Consider the following 18,746-nt stretch of genomic DNA (forward strand, 5'->3'; position numbering starts at 1 on the left):
GGTGGCGCGAACGATCTTCACGCGCGCCGGAATCGGCCGTATGTCTGCACCCTGCCAGGGACCGACAACCCCCGCAACCATGCAGGTATGCCGCACGCGAGAGCTCAGATGTGCTGGAGCACGACCGTCGCGATCGCCGCGGGCTTGGCTCCGCGGTTTGCCGCCACCACGCGCACCACCGACAGCGATCGGCCATGGTGCATGACCTCGGATGTGAACGTCGCCGTCTCAGCCGCGTCGCACGGGCGGACGTAGGTGATGTCGACGCTTGTCGTCCGCATGTCGCCTGCGGCGCGGACACACGACGCGGCCGCGAGTTCGGACGCACAGACCAGGATTCCGCCGTGCACGCTGCCCATCCCGTTGGCCGACAGGACCGTGGGCGCCATGCTCAGGACGTTCGGCGCGACCTCGACGAGTCCGAGCTGCTGACGGACCGGCCCGTCCGGGATCTCGAGGATCCGCGCTGACGCCCGCGGGCCGGGTGTCCTCGGCGCGTCGATGAGATGCGACCGCTGGATGATCGTGGCGATCGTCCGGCCCGACGGATCAAGGACGGCCCCGGTGGTCATGGCACCCCGGTCATCTCGCGCCACGAGTTCACCGGTGACATGCAGCGAGGAACCATCGAGGGGCGGGTCGGCGAGGAAGTCCATCCGGATACCGAGCGAGACCGGCCACCGGTGCCGTGGACCAGCGGCGGCGACGAGGTATCCGGTGACGTCGTCGCACGACACGGCCAGAGCCCCACGGCTCACTCCCGTCGCAGGGTCGGCCAGCCACGGTCCGGCCTCGGTGTGGGCCTCACTGCGCTCACCGGAAACGGAGACCTCGCCGATGCGGAGCATCACTTCGGGACCGCCGAGGTGGAAGGCGGATGCGGACGTCGTCATGGCTGCCGGGTGCCCTGCCGACGGAGCTGCGCGTGCTCCAGGATGATGTCGACGGCCCGGGCCGCACTCTGGCACGCGCCCTCCATCGTCGTGGTCCAGTCGGTGCGGGTCCAGTCGCCGGCGAGGGCGAGACCGTCGACCTCGGTGCGCTGGTCGGGACGGATGCCTGCGGTTCCGGGTCGTTGCGCGAAGGTCGATTTCGGCATCCGGACCACGTGGCTGTGGACCACCTCGGCATCGGCCGCCTGCGGGAAGTACCGGCGCAGCATGTCCATCTGGATCTCGGTGATCTCGGCGTTCGTCTTGCCGATGAGGTCATAGGATGCGGAGACCGTCGTCGAGTAGAAGTGGTTGTCGCGCGGTTCGCGCCCGTGCATGCGCTGACGGTCCCAGACCTGCTCGAGCACACCCTCACCGCCGTAGAGGATCTCGCCCCAGTCGGTCATCCCGATCGAGCGGTCGAGATACAGGTTCACGCTCACGATGGGGACGGGGGTCAGGTTCTCGACGGCCCGATAGATGCGATCGTGTCCCGGGACCTGGTCGAGGAGCCCCTTCACACTCCACACCGGTACCGCGCAGATGACGGCATCGGCGGCGATCTTCTCGCCGTCGGCGAGGGTCACACCGCTCACGACCCCGTCGGTCACGTCGATCGACGACACCACCGCGCGGTGGCGGACCTCCACACCGGCGTCGGCGAAACGCTTCTCGGCGCCCTCGATGAACAGCGTGTCGAGATCGACGGTGGGGTATCCGATGGAGATCGGCGTGCGCGTCTCCCGTGCCCGCCGGGCGCCGGTCACCAGCAGATCGGCGGGGACCTTGGCCGAGGAGATGTCCGGCTTGTCCCCGGTGAGGCCGATGACGATGCCGTCCCACAGCGCGTCCCGCGCGGACTGCGGCATGCCGATACGCCGGAACCACTCGTCGGCGGTGATGTCGTCGAGCCAGTCGGGTTGCCGAAATGCCTGGCGTACCAGAGTGATCTGCGCCCGAGCCGTCCGCAGCCGGTCGAGGCCGGTCACGCCGGGCAGGTCGCCGAGCGCCGCGCGGAGTCCGGACACGCCCGCGAATCCGGATCTGCGGGTCGCCCCGCCGGGCATGCGCACCGTCATGTGCCCCGGGAACGCCACGTGTCGGCGGGTGCCCACGCTGTCCAGGTAACGCATGAGGTGTTCGTATCCGCTGGCGAACACGTGCTGGCCGTTGTCGGGGACATCGTCGACGACATGCAGGGGCATCGAGATGGTGCGGCCGCCGAGTGAACCGCGCCGTTCGAGCAGGGTGACACGCTGACCTGCCTCCGAGAGCCACACCGCCGACGCCAGACCGGCGAGTCCCCCACCCACGACCACACAATGCATGCGCCACAGATTAGCGGTCAGGGCTGACCGGTACCGGCGTTGTGCGGATCCACCTGCGGCATCGGGTGGGCTCGGGCTCAGCCGGTCATCTTAACGTTCTTGGCCGCGCCGAGCACAGAGACGGCCTGCGGCACCAGCACGAGACCGAGAACCGCCATCGCAAGCGTCCACGAACCCGTGACGTCGTGAATCCCGCCGATGGCGATCGGTCCGGCTGCCGCAGCCAGATAGCCGACGGATTGTGCCATCCCGGACACCTGCCCCGTCTGCTCCGAACCCGAGCTCCGCAGCACCATGAAGAGGAGAGCCAGACTGATCGACGAGCCGGGCCCGACCATCACGCAGGCGGCCCAGAACCCGGGCCACACGTCGGTGCTCAGCAGACCCACGAAACCGATGGCACACACGGTGATCACCGACAGGGTCACGACGCGCTGATCGGCGAAGCGGCCGGCGACGATCGGCGCGAGCAGTGACATGATCAGCGCGACCACCTGCGCCGACGCCAGAACCGCACCCGCCCGCAGTGGCGACATCCCGGTCTCGACGAGATATTGCGGCAGCCACGCCACGAACGTGTAGAAGATCAACGACTGCGTGCCCATGAACACCGTGATGGCCCACGCGATCGGGTTCGTCAGCAACGACGTCGTCGGCGAGGCAGAGGTCACCCGGTGAACCGAGGGGAGCTGCGGAATCCAGACGACGACGGCCACCACCGCGAGGAGCCCCCACGTGGCGAGCGCGAGACGCCAGTCTCCGCCCAGTGCATCGTTGATGGGCACGCTCACCCCGGAGGCGACCGCGGCTCCACCTGAGAGCGTCATCGAGTAGAGACCGGTCATGAGCCCGGAGCGGTGCGCGAAGTCGCGTTTGATCAGCGCAGGCAACACGACGTTGCAGGTACCGATGGCGGCTCCGATGATGGCCGAGCCGGCGAAGAGTGCTGCTGCGGAGGGAATCAGACGCACGAGGATTCCGGCGATCAGCACGAGCAGCGCGCCGAAGATGACCCGCTCGATGCCGAAGCGGTTGGCCAGGCGCGGCGCAACCGGCGCCGAGATCCCGAAGAACAGGACGGGCAGGGCGGTGAGTAGCCCGGCGACCGCGCTGCTGAACCCGGCGTCGTCGGAGATCACGCCGATGAGTGGCCCGACGGCCACGACGGCCGGTCGCAGATTCGCGGCGACCAGCATCACCCCGACCGCGGTGACGATCACCCCGATTCCGGTCCGCTCATGCGTGGACAGACCCCGCCCGCTCATTCCGGCACCTCGGTGAAGTCGACGTAGGCGTACACCGCCGCGCGCGCCGCGACGGCGTCGCCGCGTTCGATCGCATCCACGACGTCGCGATGGCCACGCGGGTGTGACTGCTCGGCCAACGGACGACGCAGCACCGACGGATGGGTTCGAGCGATCGCCTCGGCGATCCCGTCGTACATCTCGATGAGCAGCACGTTGCGGGACGCGAGGACGAGTTCGGCGTGAAAAGCGATGTCGGCCTGTGTGTATCGATCCAGATCGCCGTCGGTCAGCGCATCCTCGGTGCGCGCGAGCAGCGTCCGTAGGCGTTTGACGTCGCGGGCATCCCCACGACCGGCCGCACCGGCCGCCGCCTCGCTCTCGAGCGCACGGCGCACTTCCAGTAGATCGCGTAACTCAGATGGCGCCGAGCGTCGCGCGATCGCTCCGGCGAGCGGACTCCGTCCACGTACATAGGTGCCGTCGCCGCGCCGCGGCTCGAGCATGCCGGCGTGTTCGAGCGCCCGGGCGGCCTCCCGGATCGTGTTCCGTCCCACCCCGAATTGCGCCACGAGCTCGGGCTCGGCGGGTATCCGCTCGCCGATCGGCCAGGTGCCGTCGGCGATCAGCTCCTGCATCCGTTGCACGACGAGCTCGCTGGTCCTGCGGGGCGGGATGATCTGGCCGGTCACGCCAAACAACCTAACATCCCATGTTTAGGTTCAGGAGCCGCCCGGCCTCGCCGCCCGGATACCTCAGGCGGTGGCCGCCCGGTGCAGCGCACCGGTGAGGTCGTCGATGGTGTTCGGCATGAGGCGCTGATCGTCGAGAAAGAACGTAGGGGTGCCCTGCACGCCCAGGGCCAGCCCGTCCGCGACGTCGGCGCGAATCCGCTCCAGCGTGGCCGGACTGTTGTACGCGGCGTCGAACGCGGGCATGTCCAGTCCGAGGTCGATCGCGAAACCGCGGAACACATCGTCGGCAGGAACCCGCTGCTCACCCCAGTGCGCCTGGGTGGCGAACATGCGCTGGTACATCTGCTCGAATCTGCCCTGTGCCGCAGCGGCTTCGACGGCGCGGGCCGCTCGCTCGGCGTTGACGTGGCCGGGCATCGGGAAGTAGCGGACCACGAAGGCGATCCGGTCGCCATACGTGCGCCGCAGGTCCTCGATGATCGGGTAGACCGCGCCGCAGGCCTCGCATTCGAAGTCGAGGAATTCGACGAATCGCGCGCGCTCGTCGGCCGGGGCCGTCAGGCGATGGCTGTCCGGGCGCACCAGGCGATCGACGGCGACCGTCGTGTCCGCGGGCGCGGGGGCGGGTTCGCGGTCGATGAGCACGGCGACACCGAGGACGACGACGATGGCCACGAGGGCCGCCCATGCGATCTTGGTCGGTCTGCTCATCCGTCCAACGTAGAAGCAACGGGGTCGGCGGCCGGACCGACCCCGCAACAGACAGCCCTCACCGGCCGCCGGGAGGACAGCTTCGGTTGATCTGAATGGTTGGTTACCCTAACCTAACCTCCATGCATCCGAAGCGGTATCTCGCCGCCCCGTTCCTGCTCGTCGCCGTACTCGTGTTCGCCCTGGGATGTTCATCCGGGAATGACGGCAACTCCGGCGAGAACTCGACCGAGTCGACCGGCTCGACCACCGTCGACCATCAGTACGGGTCGACGGTGGTCGAGGGCACGCCTGAGCGGGTGGTCACCCTCACCGGCGCGACCGCCTGGTCCGATTCGCTCATCAGACTGGATGTCCCCATCACCGCCGAGTTCGTCTCCACCGGATACTCGGGCCCGGGCAACCGGTTCGCGTGGACCCCACCGCACGAGTCCACCGTCATCCCGGTCGATGTCGGCGCCTCGCCGGGCGTCGCCGAGATCGCGAAACTCGATCCGGACCTGATCCTGGCGGGGTACCTGCCCGATCGTGCGGCGTACGACATCCTCGCCAAGATCGCGCCGACCATCCCGGTGATGAGCACCGAGACCGTCAACGACACCTGGCAGCAGGTGTTGAGCACCGCAGGAAAGATCTTCGACAAGGAAGAGCAGGCGTCGGAAGCGCAGACCGAGGTCGAGGCGAAGATCGACGCGGTCAAGAAGAAATACCCTGCAGCACAGGGCAAGACAGCGACCTTCGGCCAGCTGACCCCGGAGCGGCAGTTCGGTGTCGTCACCTCCGACAACGACCCGTCGGCCAAGCTCCTCGCGGAGGTCGGCCTGCGCTTGGACCCCGCGGTCACCGGGCTGTCCGACAACGGCCAGCGCGTCGTCGTCTCGAGTGAACGGGTGGATCTGCTCGGCTCCGATCTGCTGATCTTCTGGCCGTTGGTCGGCGGACCCGAGGTCTTCGGGACGATCCCGGGATGGGATTCGCTGACCGCGGTCCGCTCAGGCGCGACGGTCTTCCTGACGAACGACACCGCCTCCGCGTTCGGCTCGCCGACGGTGTACTCGGTTCCGTGGGCGGTCGACGCCCTCGAGCCCGCACTGGCGAAGCTGACCACATGAGCGGTGCGGTGGACGACGTCGCTGTTGGGTGACCTCTCCCATCCCGGCCCATTCGATGTTTAGATGAGCCATGTCGTTCGGGGTGCGCACGAGTTGGCTGCGCGTGGGAGTCATCGGTCTTGTCGTCGGCGTGATCGCCGGAGTGCTCGCGAGCGCACCTCCCGCGCAAGCGGCACCCGGCCCGGGTTCGCCGCTTCCGTCGGCCGATCCGTTCTACTCGTACAACGGCTCGTTGGCCGGGGTGGCACCCGGCGCGGTGCTCCGCAGCCGCCCCATGCAATTCCGGACACCGACGCTGTCCACACCGATCACCGGCTCGCAGGTGCTCTATCGCACCACCGACCAGTTCGGCGAGAGCGTGGTGACGGTCGCGACGGTGCTCCGACCGCTGACTCCGGGCCCCACCCGACTGGTCTCGTACCACATGGCCTACGACGCGCTGGGTTCGCAGTGCGACCCGTCCTACACACTCAGCGGTGGCTACACCAACGGCACCGCGACCGCCGAACAAGGCGTCATCGCAGGCTATCTCGCTGCCGGTTACACCGTCGTGGTGCCCGACTACGAGGGCGAGAAGCTGCAGTGGACGATCGGCAGGCAGTCGGGGTACGCCGCGCTCGACGGCGTGCGCGCCGCGCAGTCGTTCCTGCGGCTGCCGCGGTCGACCCCGGTCGGCCTGGTCGGTTATTCCGGCGGGTCGATCCCGACGCAGTTCGGCGCCGAGGTCGCGCCGCGATACGCGCCCGAACTCAACATCGTCGGCGCCGCCGCCGGCGGCCTGCCCGTGGACCTCGCACACAACCTGCCGTACATCAACGGCAGTGCGAAGTGGGCGGGCGTGATCCCGGCACTGGTGGTCGCCTACCAGCGGACCTACCGCCTCGACACCTCGACCTTCCTGTCGGCACGCGGCAAGCAGGTCGCCCAGGACGTGAGCGACGAGTGCATCTCGGAGTTCGCGTCGAAGTACGCGGGTCTCACGAGTGCGGACATGGTCAAGCCGCCCTACACCGGGTTGCTCGACGTGCCGCAGGTGGTGCGCGCGATCAACGACAACATCATGGGCCGGTCGGGCACCCCGTCGACGAAGATGCTTCTCGCGGTGGGTCACTACAACGCGATCGGCGACACCCTGATGATCACCGGCGACGTCATCGGCCTGGCGAACGAGTACTGCTCACGCGGCGTCGACATCACGTACCGCCAGATCAACGGCCTCACGCATCAGGAGGCGTTCCTGCCGTTCGAACCCCTTGCCCTGCAGTACCTGACGGAGCGGTTCGCAGGTGCTCCGACGCAGAGCAACTGCGGTTCGCTGCCGCGCGGGAACAGTTTGGCACCGCTCCCGGTGCCCTGAACCCGCGCCTAGCCCGGGAGCGTCTCGCCGCCGATCGGCGCGAGGACCTCGCCGGTGTAGTACGACGACAGCTGTCCGGCCGCGAAGAACACGTATGACGGCGCGATCTCGTCGGGCTGGGCGGCGCGCCCCATGGGCGCCTGCGTACCGAAGTCCTTGACCGCGTCGGCAGGCATCGTGGCCGGGATGAGCGGCGTCCAGACCGGGCCGGGAGCGACACAGTTCACGCGGATCTTCCGCTCCATCAGCGACTGTGCGAGCGAATAGGTCAGCGCGAGAACCGCTCCCTTGGTCGCCGAGTAGTCGATGAGACTGTCGTTGCCGCGCAGGCCGTTGATGGACGACGTGTTGATGATGGCGCCGCCGCCGGTCAGGTGCGGGACGGCGGCGCGGGTGGTGTGGAAGAAACTGTCGATGTTGACGGCGAACGTGCGGCGCCACTGCTCCGGCGTGAGTTCCAGGAAGTCGTCGACGATCTCCTGGTAGGCGATGTTGTTGACCAGGATGTCCAACGCGCCGAGTTCATCGACGGTTCGCCTCACGATGTCCGTGCAATGCGCCGGGTCGGCGAGGTCGCCGCGATAGGCGCGAGCCTGCCGCCCCTCCGCCTCGATGAGTCCGACGGTGTGCCGCGCATCGTTGTCCTCCTCCAGATAGGCGATGGCGACGTCGGCGCCCTCCTTGGCGAAGGCGACCGCGACCGCTCGGCCGATCCCCGAGTCACCGCCGGTGATGAGGGCGGTCTTGCCCGCGAGCAGATCGCGTCCGCGGTACTCCCGCATCTCGTCGCGCGGGCGATCACCCATCTCGTCGGTCTCCCCGGGGTACGGGATCGTCTTCGCCACGTGCTCGGGATTCTCGTCACTCATGGGCGGCGGATGCCCGAGTGGGCGGAGCCGGAAACATCACCTGAGGCCCCCCGCACGCGGCTCAGGGATGCTCGTCGGGAATCTCCTGGTCGAGCTTGTCGTCGAGGGACTCCCCTTCGCGCTGTTCCCGGGCGGTCGTTCCGGTGCGGTCGCTGGCCGACCAGTCCTCCGGCGGATCCATGCCCTCCTCGAGCGGATCCCGACCGAGACGGTCCTCGTCGAGGTCCTCGAAACCCGCCGTCGACGTCAGATCGGGGTTGATGCCCTCGGTCGCTGCTGTCGCGCTGTCACCCACGTTGTCGGTGCTCATTCTCGTCCTCCTCGTCGTGACCGGATTCGGTGTCCGGGTCGGAGCCGCGTCGCACGCCGCCGGCCCACGCGGACGCTGGTACCCGAGCGGCACGGAGCCGAAACGATCTCCGCGAGTCCGGCATCGACGACACTGACCAGGCCGATTCCCGCTCGGCACGACAGCCAGGTAAGCTCATTTTTCGCCCGAGACCGCTGGCTCCCATGTTGATTTGTGGTTTGTAGGGGTGAGGGTGAGAGACGCCAACGATCACACCGCCGGCGAGTCCCGCATCAGTCACGTCGGCAGCTTCCGGTTCTTGTTCGACACCCAGCAGTGGGAGTGGTCTGACGAGGTCGCCGAGATGCACGGATACCGGCCCGGTGAGGTGACCCCGACGACCGAGCTGATCGCCGGTCACAAGCACCCGGACGACCGGCAGTCGTTCGAAGAGTTGCTCGCGACCATGCTGGACCGCCGGATTCCGTTCTCGAGCCGACATCGCATCGTCGACACCCAGGGCGAGGTCCGTCATGTCGCGGTCGTCTCGCAGCAACTGACCGACGAGGCCGGAGCCGTCATCGGCGCTGAGGGCTTCTATCTCGACCTGACGGCGATCGAGGAGAAAGCGGTCAAGGATCGCGTCGACGAACACGTCGCGCGTTTCCGCGAGCACCAGGGCGTCATCGAACAGGCCAAGGGCATGATCTCGCTGGCCTACGGGGTCAGCGCCGATCGCGCGTTCGAGGTCATGCGGTGGCGATCGCAGACGGCGAACGTCAAGGTGAACGAACTCGCACGGTCGATCGTCACCGGGGTCCACAAATACGTGGTGCTGCCGGACCCGGTCCGGCAGTCCTTCGACCACCTGCTGCTCAACGCGCACCATACCGACGGCCAGGGCACCCCACACTCGAACTCACACTGATCACAACACCGCTCATCGCACTCGTCGACGGTTTCGTCCGACGCCGTTCTGGGTAACTCGGCTCGCACGAGAACTTGCCGGAATTCGGCAGTCGTCGGCGGCTTGCGAAGCCGCGATCGCGCAGGCCCGGTTGAGAACACAGCCGTTGCGACCCGAGTGAACGGATGTGGCAGTGAGTAGTGGGCAGCCCAGCGGAACAGCAACCCTCGACACCACGGGGGTGAGCACGACACGAGACCGGTCGGTCATGTCGGCGGGTTGCCGCCCGCGAACGGACGTCGGCACCACCCGCGTGCGCGTTGCGTCGGTACCGCAATCCCATGTGTATGTCCGACACCTGTCTCCGCTCAACGGGACGGTCAGCGATCTCGACACCGGACCGGTGTCGGTGGTGCGCCTGCCCGACCCGGCGCCGGCCGACGGCGAAATGGTCCCGGGTCGGTGGTGGCCACCGCTGATGCTCGATCCCGCCTGGATCGCGCGACATCACAACGAGTTCGATGTGTTCCACCTCCATTTCGGGTTCGACGCCATCGAGCCGGCGACGATGTCGGCGGTCATCGACGAACTGCGCACCCACGGCAAGCCGCTCGTCTACACGCTGCACGATCTGCGCAATCCGCATCACGCCGAGCCGGGTCATCACGAGGAGGTACTGGACATCCTCGTGCCCGCGGCCGACGAGGTGGTGACGCTGACCCCCGGCGCGGCCGCCGAGATCACACGCCGCTGGCACCGGGAGGCGACCGTTCTCCCCCACCCGCATGTCGTGCCACCGGGAAAATTCGGCGCGCGAGAGCCGCACACCGACGAGTTCGTCGTCGGGGTCCACGCCAAGAGCATCCGCGCGAACATGGATCCGTTGCCGGTCATCATGACCCTGCTCGAGGCCGCCGCCGATTACCCGGACATGACCGTCCAGATCAACCTGCACGACGAGGTGTTCGTCCCGGGGACCCACGCGTACAACCCCGACTTCGGCACGACGGCTCTGGCGCTGTCGCGTCATCCCTACGCGCGCGTGCGGGTTCACGACTACTTCACCGACGACCAGCTGTGGGACTATCTGCGAAGCCTGTCCGTATCGGTACTCCCGTACCGGTTCGGCACGCACTCGGGCTGGCTCGAGGCCTGCCACGATCTCGGTACCGCCGTCATCGCACCGAGCTGCGGCTTCTATCGCGAGCAGCAGGACTGCCTGTCCTACGAGTTCACCGCGGACCACTTCGATCCGGACTCGCTGGTTGCCGCTCTGGCGCAGGCCTATACGGCTCGACCGTCGGCAGCACTGTGGCCGGAACGACGCGCCCAGCGCCAGTCGCTCGCCGAACACCACGCCGCCCTCTACACCCGGATTCTGGATGCGTGACCCCCTGAAGATCGCCATCGTCGCGTCGAGCCGCTACCCGATCGCGCAGCCCTTCGCCGGCGGACTCGAGGCCCATGTCTGGCATCTCACCCGCGCCCTGACGCTCGCCGGACACGAGGTCACGCTGTTCGCAGGTGACGGCAGCGATCTCCCGGTCGACTCGGATCGCCTGCGCGCCGAGCTGTTCGAGCCATCCGCGGCCGCACGCTCGGATGTGTCGATGCCCCAACTCGAAGTGTTGCAGGATCATCACTCGTATCTGTCACTGATGCTCTCGTTCACGCGCAACTCCGGCGACTACGACGTGATCCACAATCACAGCCTGCACTACCTCCCGGTCGCCATGGGGCCTGCAGTGCAGACCCCGATGGTCACCACGTTGCACACCCCGCCGACGCCGTGGCTCGAGTCGGCCCTGACCCTCGCACCCCATACGCGGTGCGTTGCGGTCAGCCGGCACACGGCGCAGTCCTGGTCACATGTTCTCGGCGACATCCCGGTGGTGCACAACGGCGTTCAGCTGGACCGCTGGCCCGCCGGTCCCGGCGGGGACGATCTGGTCTGGTTCGGCCGTTTCGTCCCGGAGAAGGGTGCGCATCTCGCGATCGAGGCCGCGCAACGCGCCGGGCGCCGGCTCCGACTGGCCGGACCCATCAGCGACGCAACGTATTTCGAGCAACAGATCGCCCCCTCCCTGGGCCGCCTCGTCCACTACGAGGGGCACCTCCACCAGCACGACCTGGCCCGGCTGGTGGGCTCCTGCGGGGCGACCCTGGTGAGCCCCGTGTGGGACGAGCCGTACGGCCTCGTGGTCGCGGAGTCCCTCGCGTGCGGCACCCCGGTGGCGTGCTTCGCGCGCGGCGGTATCCCGGAGATCGTCGGCGAGGACGCGGGCGTCCTCGTCCCGCCGGGCGATGTCGACGCGCTGGCACTCGCCGCGGAGGAAGCGCTCACCATCGACCGGCGACTCGTGCGGCGCCGGGCCGAGGAACACTGCTCCGACACCGCGATGATCGGCCGGTACTCCGACATCTACGCCGATCTGGTCGCCGGACGTTCGACCCTCGGCACCGACTCGCGCACCCGCTCGGTACCGGCGTGATCGGTTACTACGTGCACCATCAGGGACACGGACACTGTTCCCGCGCCACCGCAGTCGCCGGGCAGATCGGCACCGACGTCGTCGCGTTGACCAGCGCGTCGCTGTGCGATCCGGCGTTCAGTGAGGTGATCACCCTCGAGCGCGACGACGCCGACCCGGAGCCGAGTGATGTCGACGTGCACGGCCTGTTGCACTGGGCGCCGCGGCACGATGGCGGGTTGCGGACGCGCATGGCGCAGGTGGCGGAGTTCGTCGCCGAGCGCACACCGGCTGCCGTCGTCGTCGACGTCTCGGTCGAGGTCACTCTGTTCCTCCGGCTGCTCGGAGTGCCGGTGATCGTGACGGCGCAGCCCGGGGTCCGGGACGACCTGCCGCATCAGCTCGCCTACCGGGCGGCCGATGCGATCATCGCGCCCTGGCCTGCCGAGTTGTATCAGCCGGAGTGGCTCCGGGAACATCTGTCGAAGACGGTCTTCACCGGGGGCATCTCCCGCTTCGACGGCCGACCTCCCGTCTCACACCCCACGTTCGCGTCGGATGTGCTGGTCCTCACCGGTGCCGGCGGGGAACACGGGCTGCCGCACCCGGCGACCACTCTCGCCGACGAGCTGCCGGGGCGCACCGTCGTCGGACTCGGACCGGCATTCGATACATGGGTCGACGACCCATGGCCCTTCCTCTGCAGCGCCCGGGTGACCGTCATCGGCGCAGGTCAGGGCAGCGTGGCCGACGCCGCTGCGGCGGGCCGACCGGCGGTCGTGATCCCCGAGGACCGACCGTTCGCCGAACAGCGGGCGACCGGCGACACGCTCTCGCGCTCCGAACTGGCGCTCGTCACGTCGACGTGGCCGGACGCCGAGAGATGGCGATCGATCCTCGACACCGTCGGGGACTCGTCGCCGGCGTGGTCGCGCTGGCACACCGCGGGTGCCGCCGGGCGTGCCGCCCGCGCCATCGAAGCGGTCGCGAGCCGATGACAGGCTCCCCCGAGGTGGTCGCGGTGATCACGATCGTGGCAGGGCGACATCTCCACCTGCGACGCCAACTCGAGGCCTTCGCTCACTCGTCCAGCCGGCCCGACGTCCACATCATCGTGGCGATGGACGATCCCGACGTCACCACGGTGGTCGAGGGCCATCCGGTGCACGTCATCCATGTCGATGTCGACGAACCGGGCACACTCCAACTCGCCGACGCGCGCAACGCCGGAGCGGCGGCCGCGATCGCGGCGGGAGCGTCGATCCTGGCGTTCCTCGACGTCGACTGCATTCCTGGTCCCGACATGCTCGGACGCTACCTGCAGGCCGGCGCGGCGACGCCGGACCGCAGGCTCCTCTACTGCGGCCCGGTCACCTATCTGCCCGCCGATCAGCCGACCTTCGAGGCTCGTGAACTCCCTCGATTCACCGACCCACACCCGGCACGCCCGGCACCGGCGGGCGGACAGACGCAACTCTCGTCGGAACTGATGCTCTTCTGGTCGCTGTCGTTCGCCGTGCGGACCTCCGACTGGCTCACGCTCGGCGGCTTCCACCCGGGCTACCGAGGGTACGGCGGTGAGGACACCGACTTCGCGATGTGCGCGCGGGAGAACGGTTTTCGCATCGCCTGGGTGGGTGGAGCCCATGCGTATCACCAACACCACCCGGTATCGAATCCCCCCGTCGAGCATCTCGACGACATTCTCCGCAACGCCCGGGTCTTCCACGGCCGCTGGGGTACGTGGCCGATGGCGGGGTGGTTGAACGCCTTCGCCGACCTCGGTCTGTGCGCCTACGATTCCGCCGCGGACGACTGGCGGATCGTCAGCGACGGAACTTCGAGAACCGGATGACGACGCCGTGCGATCCCGAGTCCGACAGCGGTTCGTCGTAGGAGATCGTGTGGGTGTCGGTGACGGTCTGCACGATTCGCCACCCGAACGTGGACTGTTTGAGGGTCACACCCCCGACGAGTTCGCCGCGGATCTCCCCGACCACGCCCTGTGACGACAGGTGCAGCGTCAGCTCGATCGACGACCCCTCCGCCGCCGCAGAGATGATCTGAGAGCAGATCTCGTCGACGGCGACCTTCGCGTCGATGACGTCGTCGAGTGCCCAGTCGTCGATGTACAACGCGGTCTCGATGAGGGCGCGTACCAGTGCGAGACGATCGGTGGCCGCGGGAACCCGCAGGACCGTCGGCGTGCCGCCGTCGATCGCTAGCTGGGACGTCGCGTCGGAATCGGTCATCAAATGAGTCTTCTTCGCCCGTTGATTGGTGGTGCCGATCTCGGCTGGTCTGGTCATGAGTGCCCCGTGATTCCCTGTTCCAAACCGCGGCTCGAGAAGATGTACCGCGCTGAACCGTGCCCCCCGAACACGTGTGGACACGGTAGCAGAGCATTCCTCGAGGACCGGACCCCATGAGATTCACATCTCGTTCCGTCCCAATTCCGGCGGACGGTTCGCACCACGACGTTTCGTTGTCGCCCCGTCGCGGTACACCGTCCGCACCGAGGCCGGTCGTCCAGCCACGTCGGCCACCGACCACAACCAGACAGCGCAGGGAGTGCACCATGCCAGATCTGACACCCGACCGAGAGGTCGCCTCGCGCGAGGCCATCGCCCGGCGTCCGGCACGAAAGTCACGAGGGCTGAAGGCCATCGGCCTCCTCGGCTTCGTCTGCCTCGGACTCATGCTGGTGCTCGCGGGCCTCGCGATCGCCGCCGGCGCGGGCGACCGCGACGCGACCGTATGGCTGGCGGTGGGCGCCGTCCTCGTCGGCCTGGTGGCGCTCGGCCTGCTGATCGGCAGCCGCGTCCTGCTCCGGCGACGCGCCGCCCGAGACGGTGATCGTGCCCATCAGGACCCGATCCAGCCGGAGACCACTGCCGAAGAGGCCGAGCGTTACGAGGAGCGCTTCCACGACTTCCCGGTGGAACACGCGGGAAAACGAGAGCGAGGGCGGGACGACCGCCTGGAAGAAATGCACGACGAGGGTCATCGACACAACCGGGGACACAACGAGGGAAAGGCCTGAGAATGCGCGCAGTGACCTGGCAGGGCAAACGACACGTGTCGGTCGACACCGTGCCCGACCCGAAGATCATCGAGCCCACCGACGCCATCATCAAGGTCACCTCGACCAACATCTGCGGATCCGATCTGCATCTGTACGAGGTCCTCGGTCCATTCATGCAGGCCGGCGACATCCTCGGGCACGAGCCCATGGGGATCGTCGAAGAGGTCGGCAGTGAGACCGGCGACCTCCGCGTTGGCGACCGGGTCGTCATACCGTTCCAGATCTCGTGTGGCTCATGCCTTTTCTGCCACGACGGGCTCATGACGCAGTGTGAGACGACGCGCGTCACCGAACAGGGGACGGGCGCCGCGCTGTTCGGCTACTCGCAGCTCTACGGCTCGGTCCCCGGGGGGCAGGCCGAGTACCTACGCGTACCTCAGGCCCAGTTCACCCACATCAAGGTGCCCCTGGAGAAGCCCGATTCCCGTTACGTCTATCTCTCGGATGTGCTGCCCACGGCCTGGCAGGCCGTGGCCTATGCCGAGATCCCCCAGGGCGGAACCGTCACCGTGCTCGGCCTCGGCCCCATCGGCGACATGGCCGCCCGGATCGCCGCGCATCAGGGCGCTCGGGTCATCGGTGTCGACCGGGTACCCGAACGGCTGGCCCGGGCGGAGGCCCGCGGTATCGAGACCGTGAACTTCGACGCCGTCGACAATGTCGGCGACGCCATTCGCGACCTCACCGGCGGGCTGGGTACCGACGCCGTCATCGACGCCGTCGGCATGGAGGCCCACGGATCGCCGATCAACAAAGCGCTGCAGAGCGTCGTCGGATTGCTGCCGGATGCCGTGGCGCGCAAGGCGATGTCCGAGGTGGGCACCGACCGGCTGGGTGCGCTCTACTCCGCGATCGACATCGTCAAGCGCGGCGGAACGATCTCGCTGTCCGGGGTCTACGGCGGCGCGGCCGACCCGCTTCCCATGCTGACCATGTTCGACAAGCAGATCCGGCTTCACATGGGGCAGGCCAATGTGAAGCGGTGGGTCGACGACATCATGCCGTTGCTCACCGATGACGACCCACTGGGCGTCGACACCTTCGCCACCCACGAACTGCCGCTCGACGAGGCCCCGCAGGCTTATGAGACCTTCCAGCGGAAGGACGACGGCATGGTGAAGGTGATCCTCAAGCCGTGAACCCGCGAGGCGTGCCGCGGCCCTTCGCCGCGGCGCGCTCACCGTCGGCCTGCGGGGTGTCGTTGCCCTCGGCCTCGTCCTCCTCGACGACGACCTCGGACCGCAAGGTCTCGAGAATGCGCGTCAGCAGGCGCGACACGTGCATCTGGGAGATCCCCACCTCGCGTGCGATCTCGCTCTGCGACATCGACTTGAAGAAACGAAGGGTGAGAATCGTGCGCTCGCGCTCGGTGAGCCGCTCGAGTGCGGGCTGCAGTGTCACGAATTCTTCGACGAGTTCCAACCGTGCGTCCTCGTCGCCGAGGGTGTCGGCAAGGGTCCAGCCGTCGGTATTCGAGCCGGCCTCGGCGTCGATCGAACTCGCGGTGTACGCCGACCGGGCGACCATGCCCTCGATGACCTCGCCGACAGGCAGGTCCAGATGCTTGGCGATCTCACTCGGGCGTGGCGACCGACCGAGGGTCTGCAAGAGTTCTTCACTTGCCTTGGCGATGTTCAGCGAGGCCTCTTGCGCACGCCGGGGTACGCGGATGGACCAGGTGCTGTCCCGAAAATAGCGCTTGACCTCGCCCATCACGGTCGGCACCGCGAAGGCGAGGAAGTTGTTGCCGCGCTCGACGTCGAACCGGTCGACAGCATGCATCAGACCGATCCGCGCCACCTGACGCAGATCGTCGATGGGTTCGCCACGCTCGGAGAACCGCCGCGCGACATGATCCGCCAGGGGCAGGCACCGCGCGATGACCTCGTCCCGAAGTCGAGCACGACGATCGTCGTCCTTCTCCTCGTGCATCGCACGAAGAGAGGGGAGGACGTCACCGTAATCGTCGTGATCGCCCCGGTCTCCCGACGCCATTCTCACCACCAGACTTAGAAGACAGCACGAGAACTGATGCGCAGACCTCGTGCCGCAACCAGAACAGGAATGATGTGCGCACGGGTTCGACGCATATCCGAGTCCAGCCAACCACGGTCGTACGACAGCGTCCAGCCATGCCGGGTGTGGCCTGGTCAGAGCGGTGTGTGGCAGGAACTCGGCGCATAGAAACTGCCGAAGTGGGCACAACCTTGTACGCCGTGGTCGCGCAACGTAGGGTAAGGGATGCGGTTCAGGTAGTAGCTGCGTTCTAAGCGACAGGCGCCCAGGGCCTCTTCGCTTCCCACCATCACGTGTCAATCTTTTTTCGACGATCGTGAACTTGGGTTACTCCCAACCACATTCGGTGGAGTATCAAGGCCTTCGATCCAGAGGTGACGGTCGGGCCAGACGCGCACTTACCGAAACGAGAACATCATGGCTCTCACTTCTTCGACCACCTTCCGGTCGGCCTTCGATCCCGCGACCGAACCTGCGCCGAAGACACATCCACACCAGTTCGTGTCACCGAAATCGTATTGCGTACAAGGTTTTTCAGGCAGCGTCGATCGCGACTCCGCCGCCGATTTCGCGGCTGCGCTGGATCGGGTGATCAGCGGCCCGGTCGACGGCATCGTCCTCGACTTCTCCGGCCTGAACTTCTTCGGAACAGTGGGTCTCGTACTGCTGCGGTCCTTCATCGACGACGCCGGTCGACGATTCGTCCCGGTCGTGGTCGTCGGCGGCCGCAGTGTGACCCGCCCGCTCGAACTCTGCGGGATGGCGCCCTACGTCAAGGCTTTCGAGACACTCGAGGAAGCCGGACGCGCCCTGACTCAGAACGAGGTCGCCCCCAGCACGATGGAATTCACCGTCGCCGAGTAAGCCGCCCCAGCTAGGCCGCTGCTCCCTGAGGTGCGAGGAGCGCCGGCGACGAGCCTCCCCTGCCCCCTGAGGTGCGAGGAGCGATAGCGACGAGCCTCGAAGGGCACGTCAGGTCACCGCTTCGTGGTGACCTGGCGTGCGACGTCGACCAGCTTGGTGTTCGAGTCCTGTGACAGCCGCTTCAACAGCTCGAACGCGGCGATCGCATCGATCTCGAACCGCTCCATCAGCATGCCCTTGGCCTGGCCGATCACGTCGCGATTGGCCAGGGCGCTGTGGAACTGCTTGTCTTTCCTGACCTTGTTCCACGCGAGCGCCGCGTGGGTCGCGAAGACGGCGCCGAGATCCTCGGCGTGGAGGTCGAAGGCGCGGGGCACGTCGGCGAACAGATTCAGCGCCCCGATCGTGGTCGTGTCGGCGAAGAGCTGAAAGGACAGCACCGAGCGGATCGAGGTCTCCGCCAGCGCCCGCTGCCGGTACTCGGGCCAACGTTCTTCCTTCGCGAGGTCGTCGACGCGCACGACGCGGTCGGCAAGCGCCGCCGAGATACACGGTCCCTCACCGAGTTCCGCCTGGATGCGGTCGTGCACGTCAGCGACGTCGTGGGTCGAGCCGAAGGACTCGATCGACTTCCGATTGGTGGTGACGGTGAGGCCGGCGTACTCGACGCCGGGGATGTCGATGAGCGCGTTCTCGACGATCGACTTGGCGACCTGTTCGTCGGAGTCGTCCCCGTGGAGCTCACGCGCCAGATCGGCGATCCTTCGGTGGACGTCCTCCTCGGACGGATGTGTCATGATCGAGCCCCTTTCAACGCCCGACGTGAACACCAACGACCACGGACGCGCATTGTTCGGCGTACTCAC

At 67.5% G+C, this 18,746-nt stretch carries 20 protein-coding genes; 10 read left to right on the top strand and 10 right to left on the bottom strand.

Annotated features, from left to right (window positions below; genetic code table 11):
• Window positions 1-104: 104 nt before the first annotated feature.
• From ABIC25_RS09785 to ABIC25_RS09805, 5 genes are all read right to left on the bottom strand, one after another.
• On the bottom strand, window positions 105-893 hold the full coding sequence (locus ABIC25_RS09785; protein ID WP_101819622.1) for a PaaI family thioesterase: 789 nt from the start codon (window positions 891-893) through the stop codon (window positions 105-107).
• Window positions 890-2,260 (bottom strand): hydroxysqualene dehydroxylase, encoded by a 1,371-nt coding sequence (locus ABIC25_RS09790; protein ID WP_239401469.1) that lies wholly within the window; start codon window positions 2,258-2,260, stop codon window positions 890-892. The genes ABIC25_RS09785 and ABIC25_RS09790 overlap by 4 nt, the downstream gene beginning before the upstream one ends.
• Window positions 2,261-2,337: 77 nt before the next feature.
• Complete coding sequence (locus ABIC25_RS09795) at window positions 2,338-3,525, bottom strand: CynX/NimT family MFS transporter (RefSeq protein WP_101819621.1); 1,188 nt, start codon at window positions 3,523-3,525, stop codon at window positions 2,338-2,340.
• Window positions 3,522-4,196: a FadR/GntR family transcriptional regulator gene (locus ABIC25_RS09800; RefSeq protein WP_082932045.1), complete on the bottom strand. Its 675-nt coding sequence runs from the start codon at window positions 4,194-4,196 to the stop codon at window positions 3,522-3,524. The genes ABIC25_RS09795 and ABIC25_RS09800 overlap by 4 nt, the downstream gene beginning before the upstream one ends.
• 63 nt (window positions 4,197-4,259) lie before the next feature.
• Entirely contained in the window at window positions 4,260-4,910 is a 651-nt protein-coding gene (locus ABIC25_RS09805; RefSeq protein ID WP_004022275.1) for a DsbA family protein, read from the bottom strand.
• 122 nt (window positions 4,911-5,032) lie between these two features.
• Between ABIC25_RS09805 and ABIC25_RS09810 the strand changes: the two genes are divergently transcribed.
• Window positions 5,033-6,022, top strand: coding sequence for an ABC transporter substrate-binding protein (locus ABIC25_RS09810; protein ID WP_354561210.1), 990 nt, complete (start codon window positions 5,033-5,035; stop codon window positions 6,020-6,022).
• Window positions 6,023-6,092: 70 nt separating this feature from the next.
• Window positions 6,093-7,379 carry a lipase family protein gene (locus ABIC25_RS09815; RefSeq protein WP_354561212.1) on the top strand — a complete coding sequence of 429 codons (1,287 nt, stop codon included), beginning with the start codon at window positions 6,093-6,095 and terminating at the stop codon, window positions 7,377-7,379.
• An 8-nt stretch (window positions 7,380-7,387) separates the two neighbouring features.
• Here the strand turns inward: ABIC25_RS09815 and ABIC25_RS09820 are convergent, their stop codons facing one another.
• Together ABIC25_RS09820 and ABIC25_RS09825 are read right to left on the bottom strand one after the other, a co-directional pair.
• The gene (locus ABIC25_RS09820) at window positions 7,388-8,248 is read right to left on the bottom strand and encodes an SDR family oxidoreductase (RefSeq protein WP_354561214.1); all 861 of its coding nucleotides are present in this window, start codon (window positions 8,246-8,248) and stop codon (window positions 7,388-7,390) included.
• 61 nt (window positions 8,249-8,309) lie between these two features.
• Window positions 8,310-8,558 (bottom strand): hypothetical protein, encoded by a 249-nt coding sequence (locus ABIC25_RS09825; protein ID WP_004022279.1) that lies wholly within the window; start codon window positions 8,556-8,558, stop codon window positions 8,310-8,312.
• 232 nt (window positions 8,559-8,790) lie between these two features.
• Between ABIC25_RS09825 and ABIC25_RS09830 the strand changes: the two genes are divergently transcribed.
• The 5 genes from ABIC25_RS09830 (at window position 8,791) to ABIC25_RS09850 (ending at window position 13,770) form a co-directional block, all read left to right on the top strand.
• Window positions 8,791-9,465 carry a PAS and ANTAR domain-containing protein gene (locus ABIC25_RS09830; RefSeq protein ID WP_354561215.1) on the top strand — a complete coding sequence of 225 codons (675 nt, stop codon included), beginning with the start codon at window positions 8,791-8,793 and terminating at the stop codon, window positions 9,463-9,465.
• A gap of 247 nt (window positions 9,466-9,712) precedes the next feature.
• On the top strand, window positions 9,713-10,834 hold the full coding sequence (locus ABIC25_RS09835; protein ID WP_354561296.1) for a glycosyltransferase family protein: 1,122 nt from the start codon (window positions 9,713-9,715) through the stop codon (window positions 10,832-10,834).
• The gene (locus ABIC25_RS09840) at window positions 10,827-11,936 is read left to right on the top strand and encodes a glycosyltransferase family 4 protein (protein WP_354561217.1); all 1,110 of its coding nucleotides are present in this window, start codon (window positions 10,827-10,829) and stop codon (window positions 11,934-11,936) included. Before ABIC25_RS09835 ends, ABIC25_RS09840 begins: the two co-directional genes overlap by 8 nt.
• Window positions 11,933-12,913, top strand: a complete 981-nt coding sequence (locus tag ABIC25_RS09845; RefSeq protein ID WP_354561219.1) for a hypothetical protein — start codon at window positions 11,933-11,935, stop codon at window positions 12,911-12,913. Before ABIC25_RS09840 ends, ABIC25_RS09845 begins: the two co-directional genes overlap by 4 nt.
• Window positions 12,910-13,770 (top strand): glycosyltransferase family 2 protein, encoded by an 861-nt coding sequence (locus ABIC25_RS09850; protein ID WP_354561221.1) that lies wholly within the window; start codon window positions 12,910-12,912, stop codon window positions 13,768-13,770. The genes ABIC25_RS09845 and ABIC25_RS09850 overlap by 4 nt, the downstream gene beginning before the upstream one ends.
• On the opposite strand, the gene ABIC25_RS09855 is transcribed toward ABIC25_RS09850, so the two are convergent.
• Entirely contained in the window at window positions 13,742-14,167 is a 426-nt protein-coding gene (locus tag ABIC25_RS09855) for an ATP-binding protein (protein WP_101819864.1), read from the bottom strand. The genes ABIC25_RS09850 and ABIC25_RS09855 overlap by 29 nt on opposite strands.
• Window positions 14,168-14,493: 326 nt before the next feature.
• Here ABIC25_RS09855 and ABIC25_RS09860 point away from each other — a divergent pair, with 326 nt between their 5' ends.
• Complete coding sequence (locus ABIC25_RS09860; protein WP_004022286.1) at window positions 14,494-14,958, top strand: DUF7269 family protein; 465 nt, start codon at window positions 14,494-14,496, stop codon at window positions 14,956-14,958.
• 2 nt (window positions 14,959-14,960) lie between these two features.
• Window positions 14,961-16,139 carry a zinc-dependent alcohol dehydrogenase gene (locus tag ABIC25_RS09865; protein WP_004022287.1) on the top strand — a complete coding sequence of 393 codons (1,179 nt, stop codon included), beginning with the start codon at window positions 14,961-14,963 and terminating at the stop codon, window positions 16,137-16,139.
• Here ABIC25_RS09865 and ABIC25_RS09870 read toward each other — a convergent pair.
• The gene (locus tag ABIC25_RS09870) at window positions 16,129-16,995 is read right to left on the bottom strand and encodes a SigB/SigF/SigG family RNA polymerase sigma factor (protein WP_101819614.1); all 867 of its coding nucleotides are present in this window, start codon (window positions 16,993-16,995) and stop codon (window positions 16,129-16,131) included. The genes ABIC25_RS09865 and ABIC25_RS09870 overlap by 11 nt on opposite strands.
• A 438-nt stretch (window positions 16,996-17,433) precedes the next feature.
• Here ABIC25_RS09870 and ABIC25_RS09875 point away from each other — a divergent pair, with 438 nt between their 5' ends.
• The gene (locus tag ABIC25_RS09875) at window positions 17,434-17,880 is read left to right on the top strand and encodes an STAS domain-containing protein (protein ID WP_064570401.1); all 447 of its coding nucleotides are present in this window, start codon (window positions 17,434-17,436) and stop codon (window positions 17,878-17,880) included.
• A gap of 113 nt (window positions 17,881-17,993) precedes the next feature.
• Here the strand turns inward: ABIC25_RS09875 and ABIC25_RS09880 are convergent, their stop codons facing one another.
• The gene (locus tag ABIC25_RS09880) at window positions 17,994-18,677 is read right to left on the bottom strand and encodes a GAF and ANTAR domain-containing protein (RefSeq protein ID WP_004022290.1); all 684 of its coding nucleotides are present in this window, start codon (window positions 18,675-18,677) and stop codon (window positions 17,994-17,996) included.
• Window positions 18,678-18,746: the final 69 nt, after the last annotated feature.

Origin of the sequence: Gordonia sp. PvP123 (assembly GCF_040547295.1) — a bacterium.
Taxonomy (GTDB): Bacteria; Actinomycetota; Actinomycetes; order Mycobacteriales; family Mycobacteriaceae; genus Gordonia; species Gordonia terrae.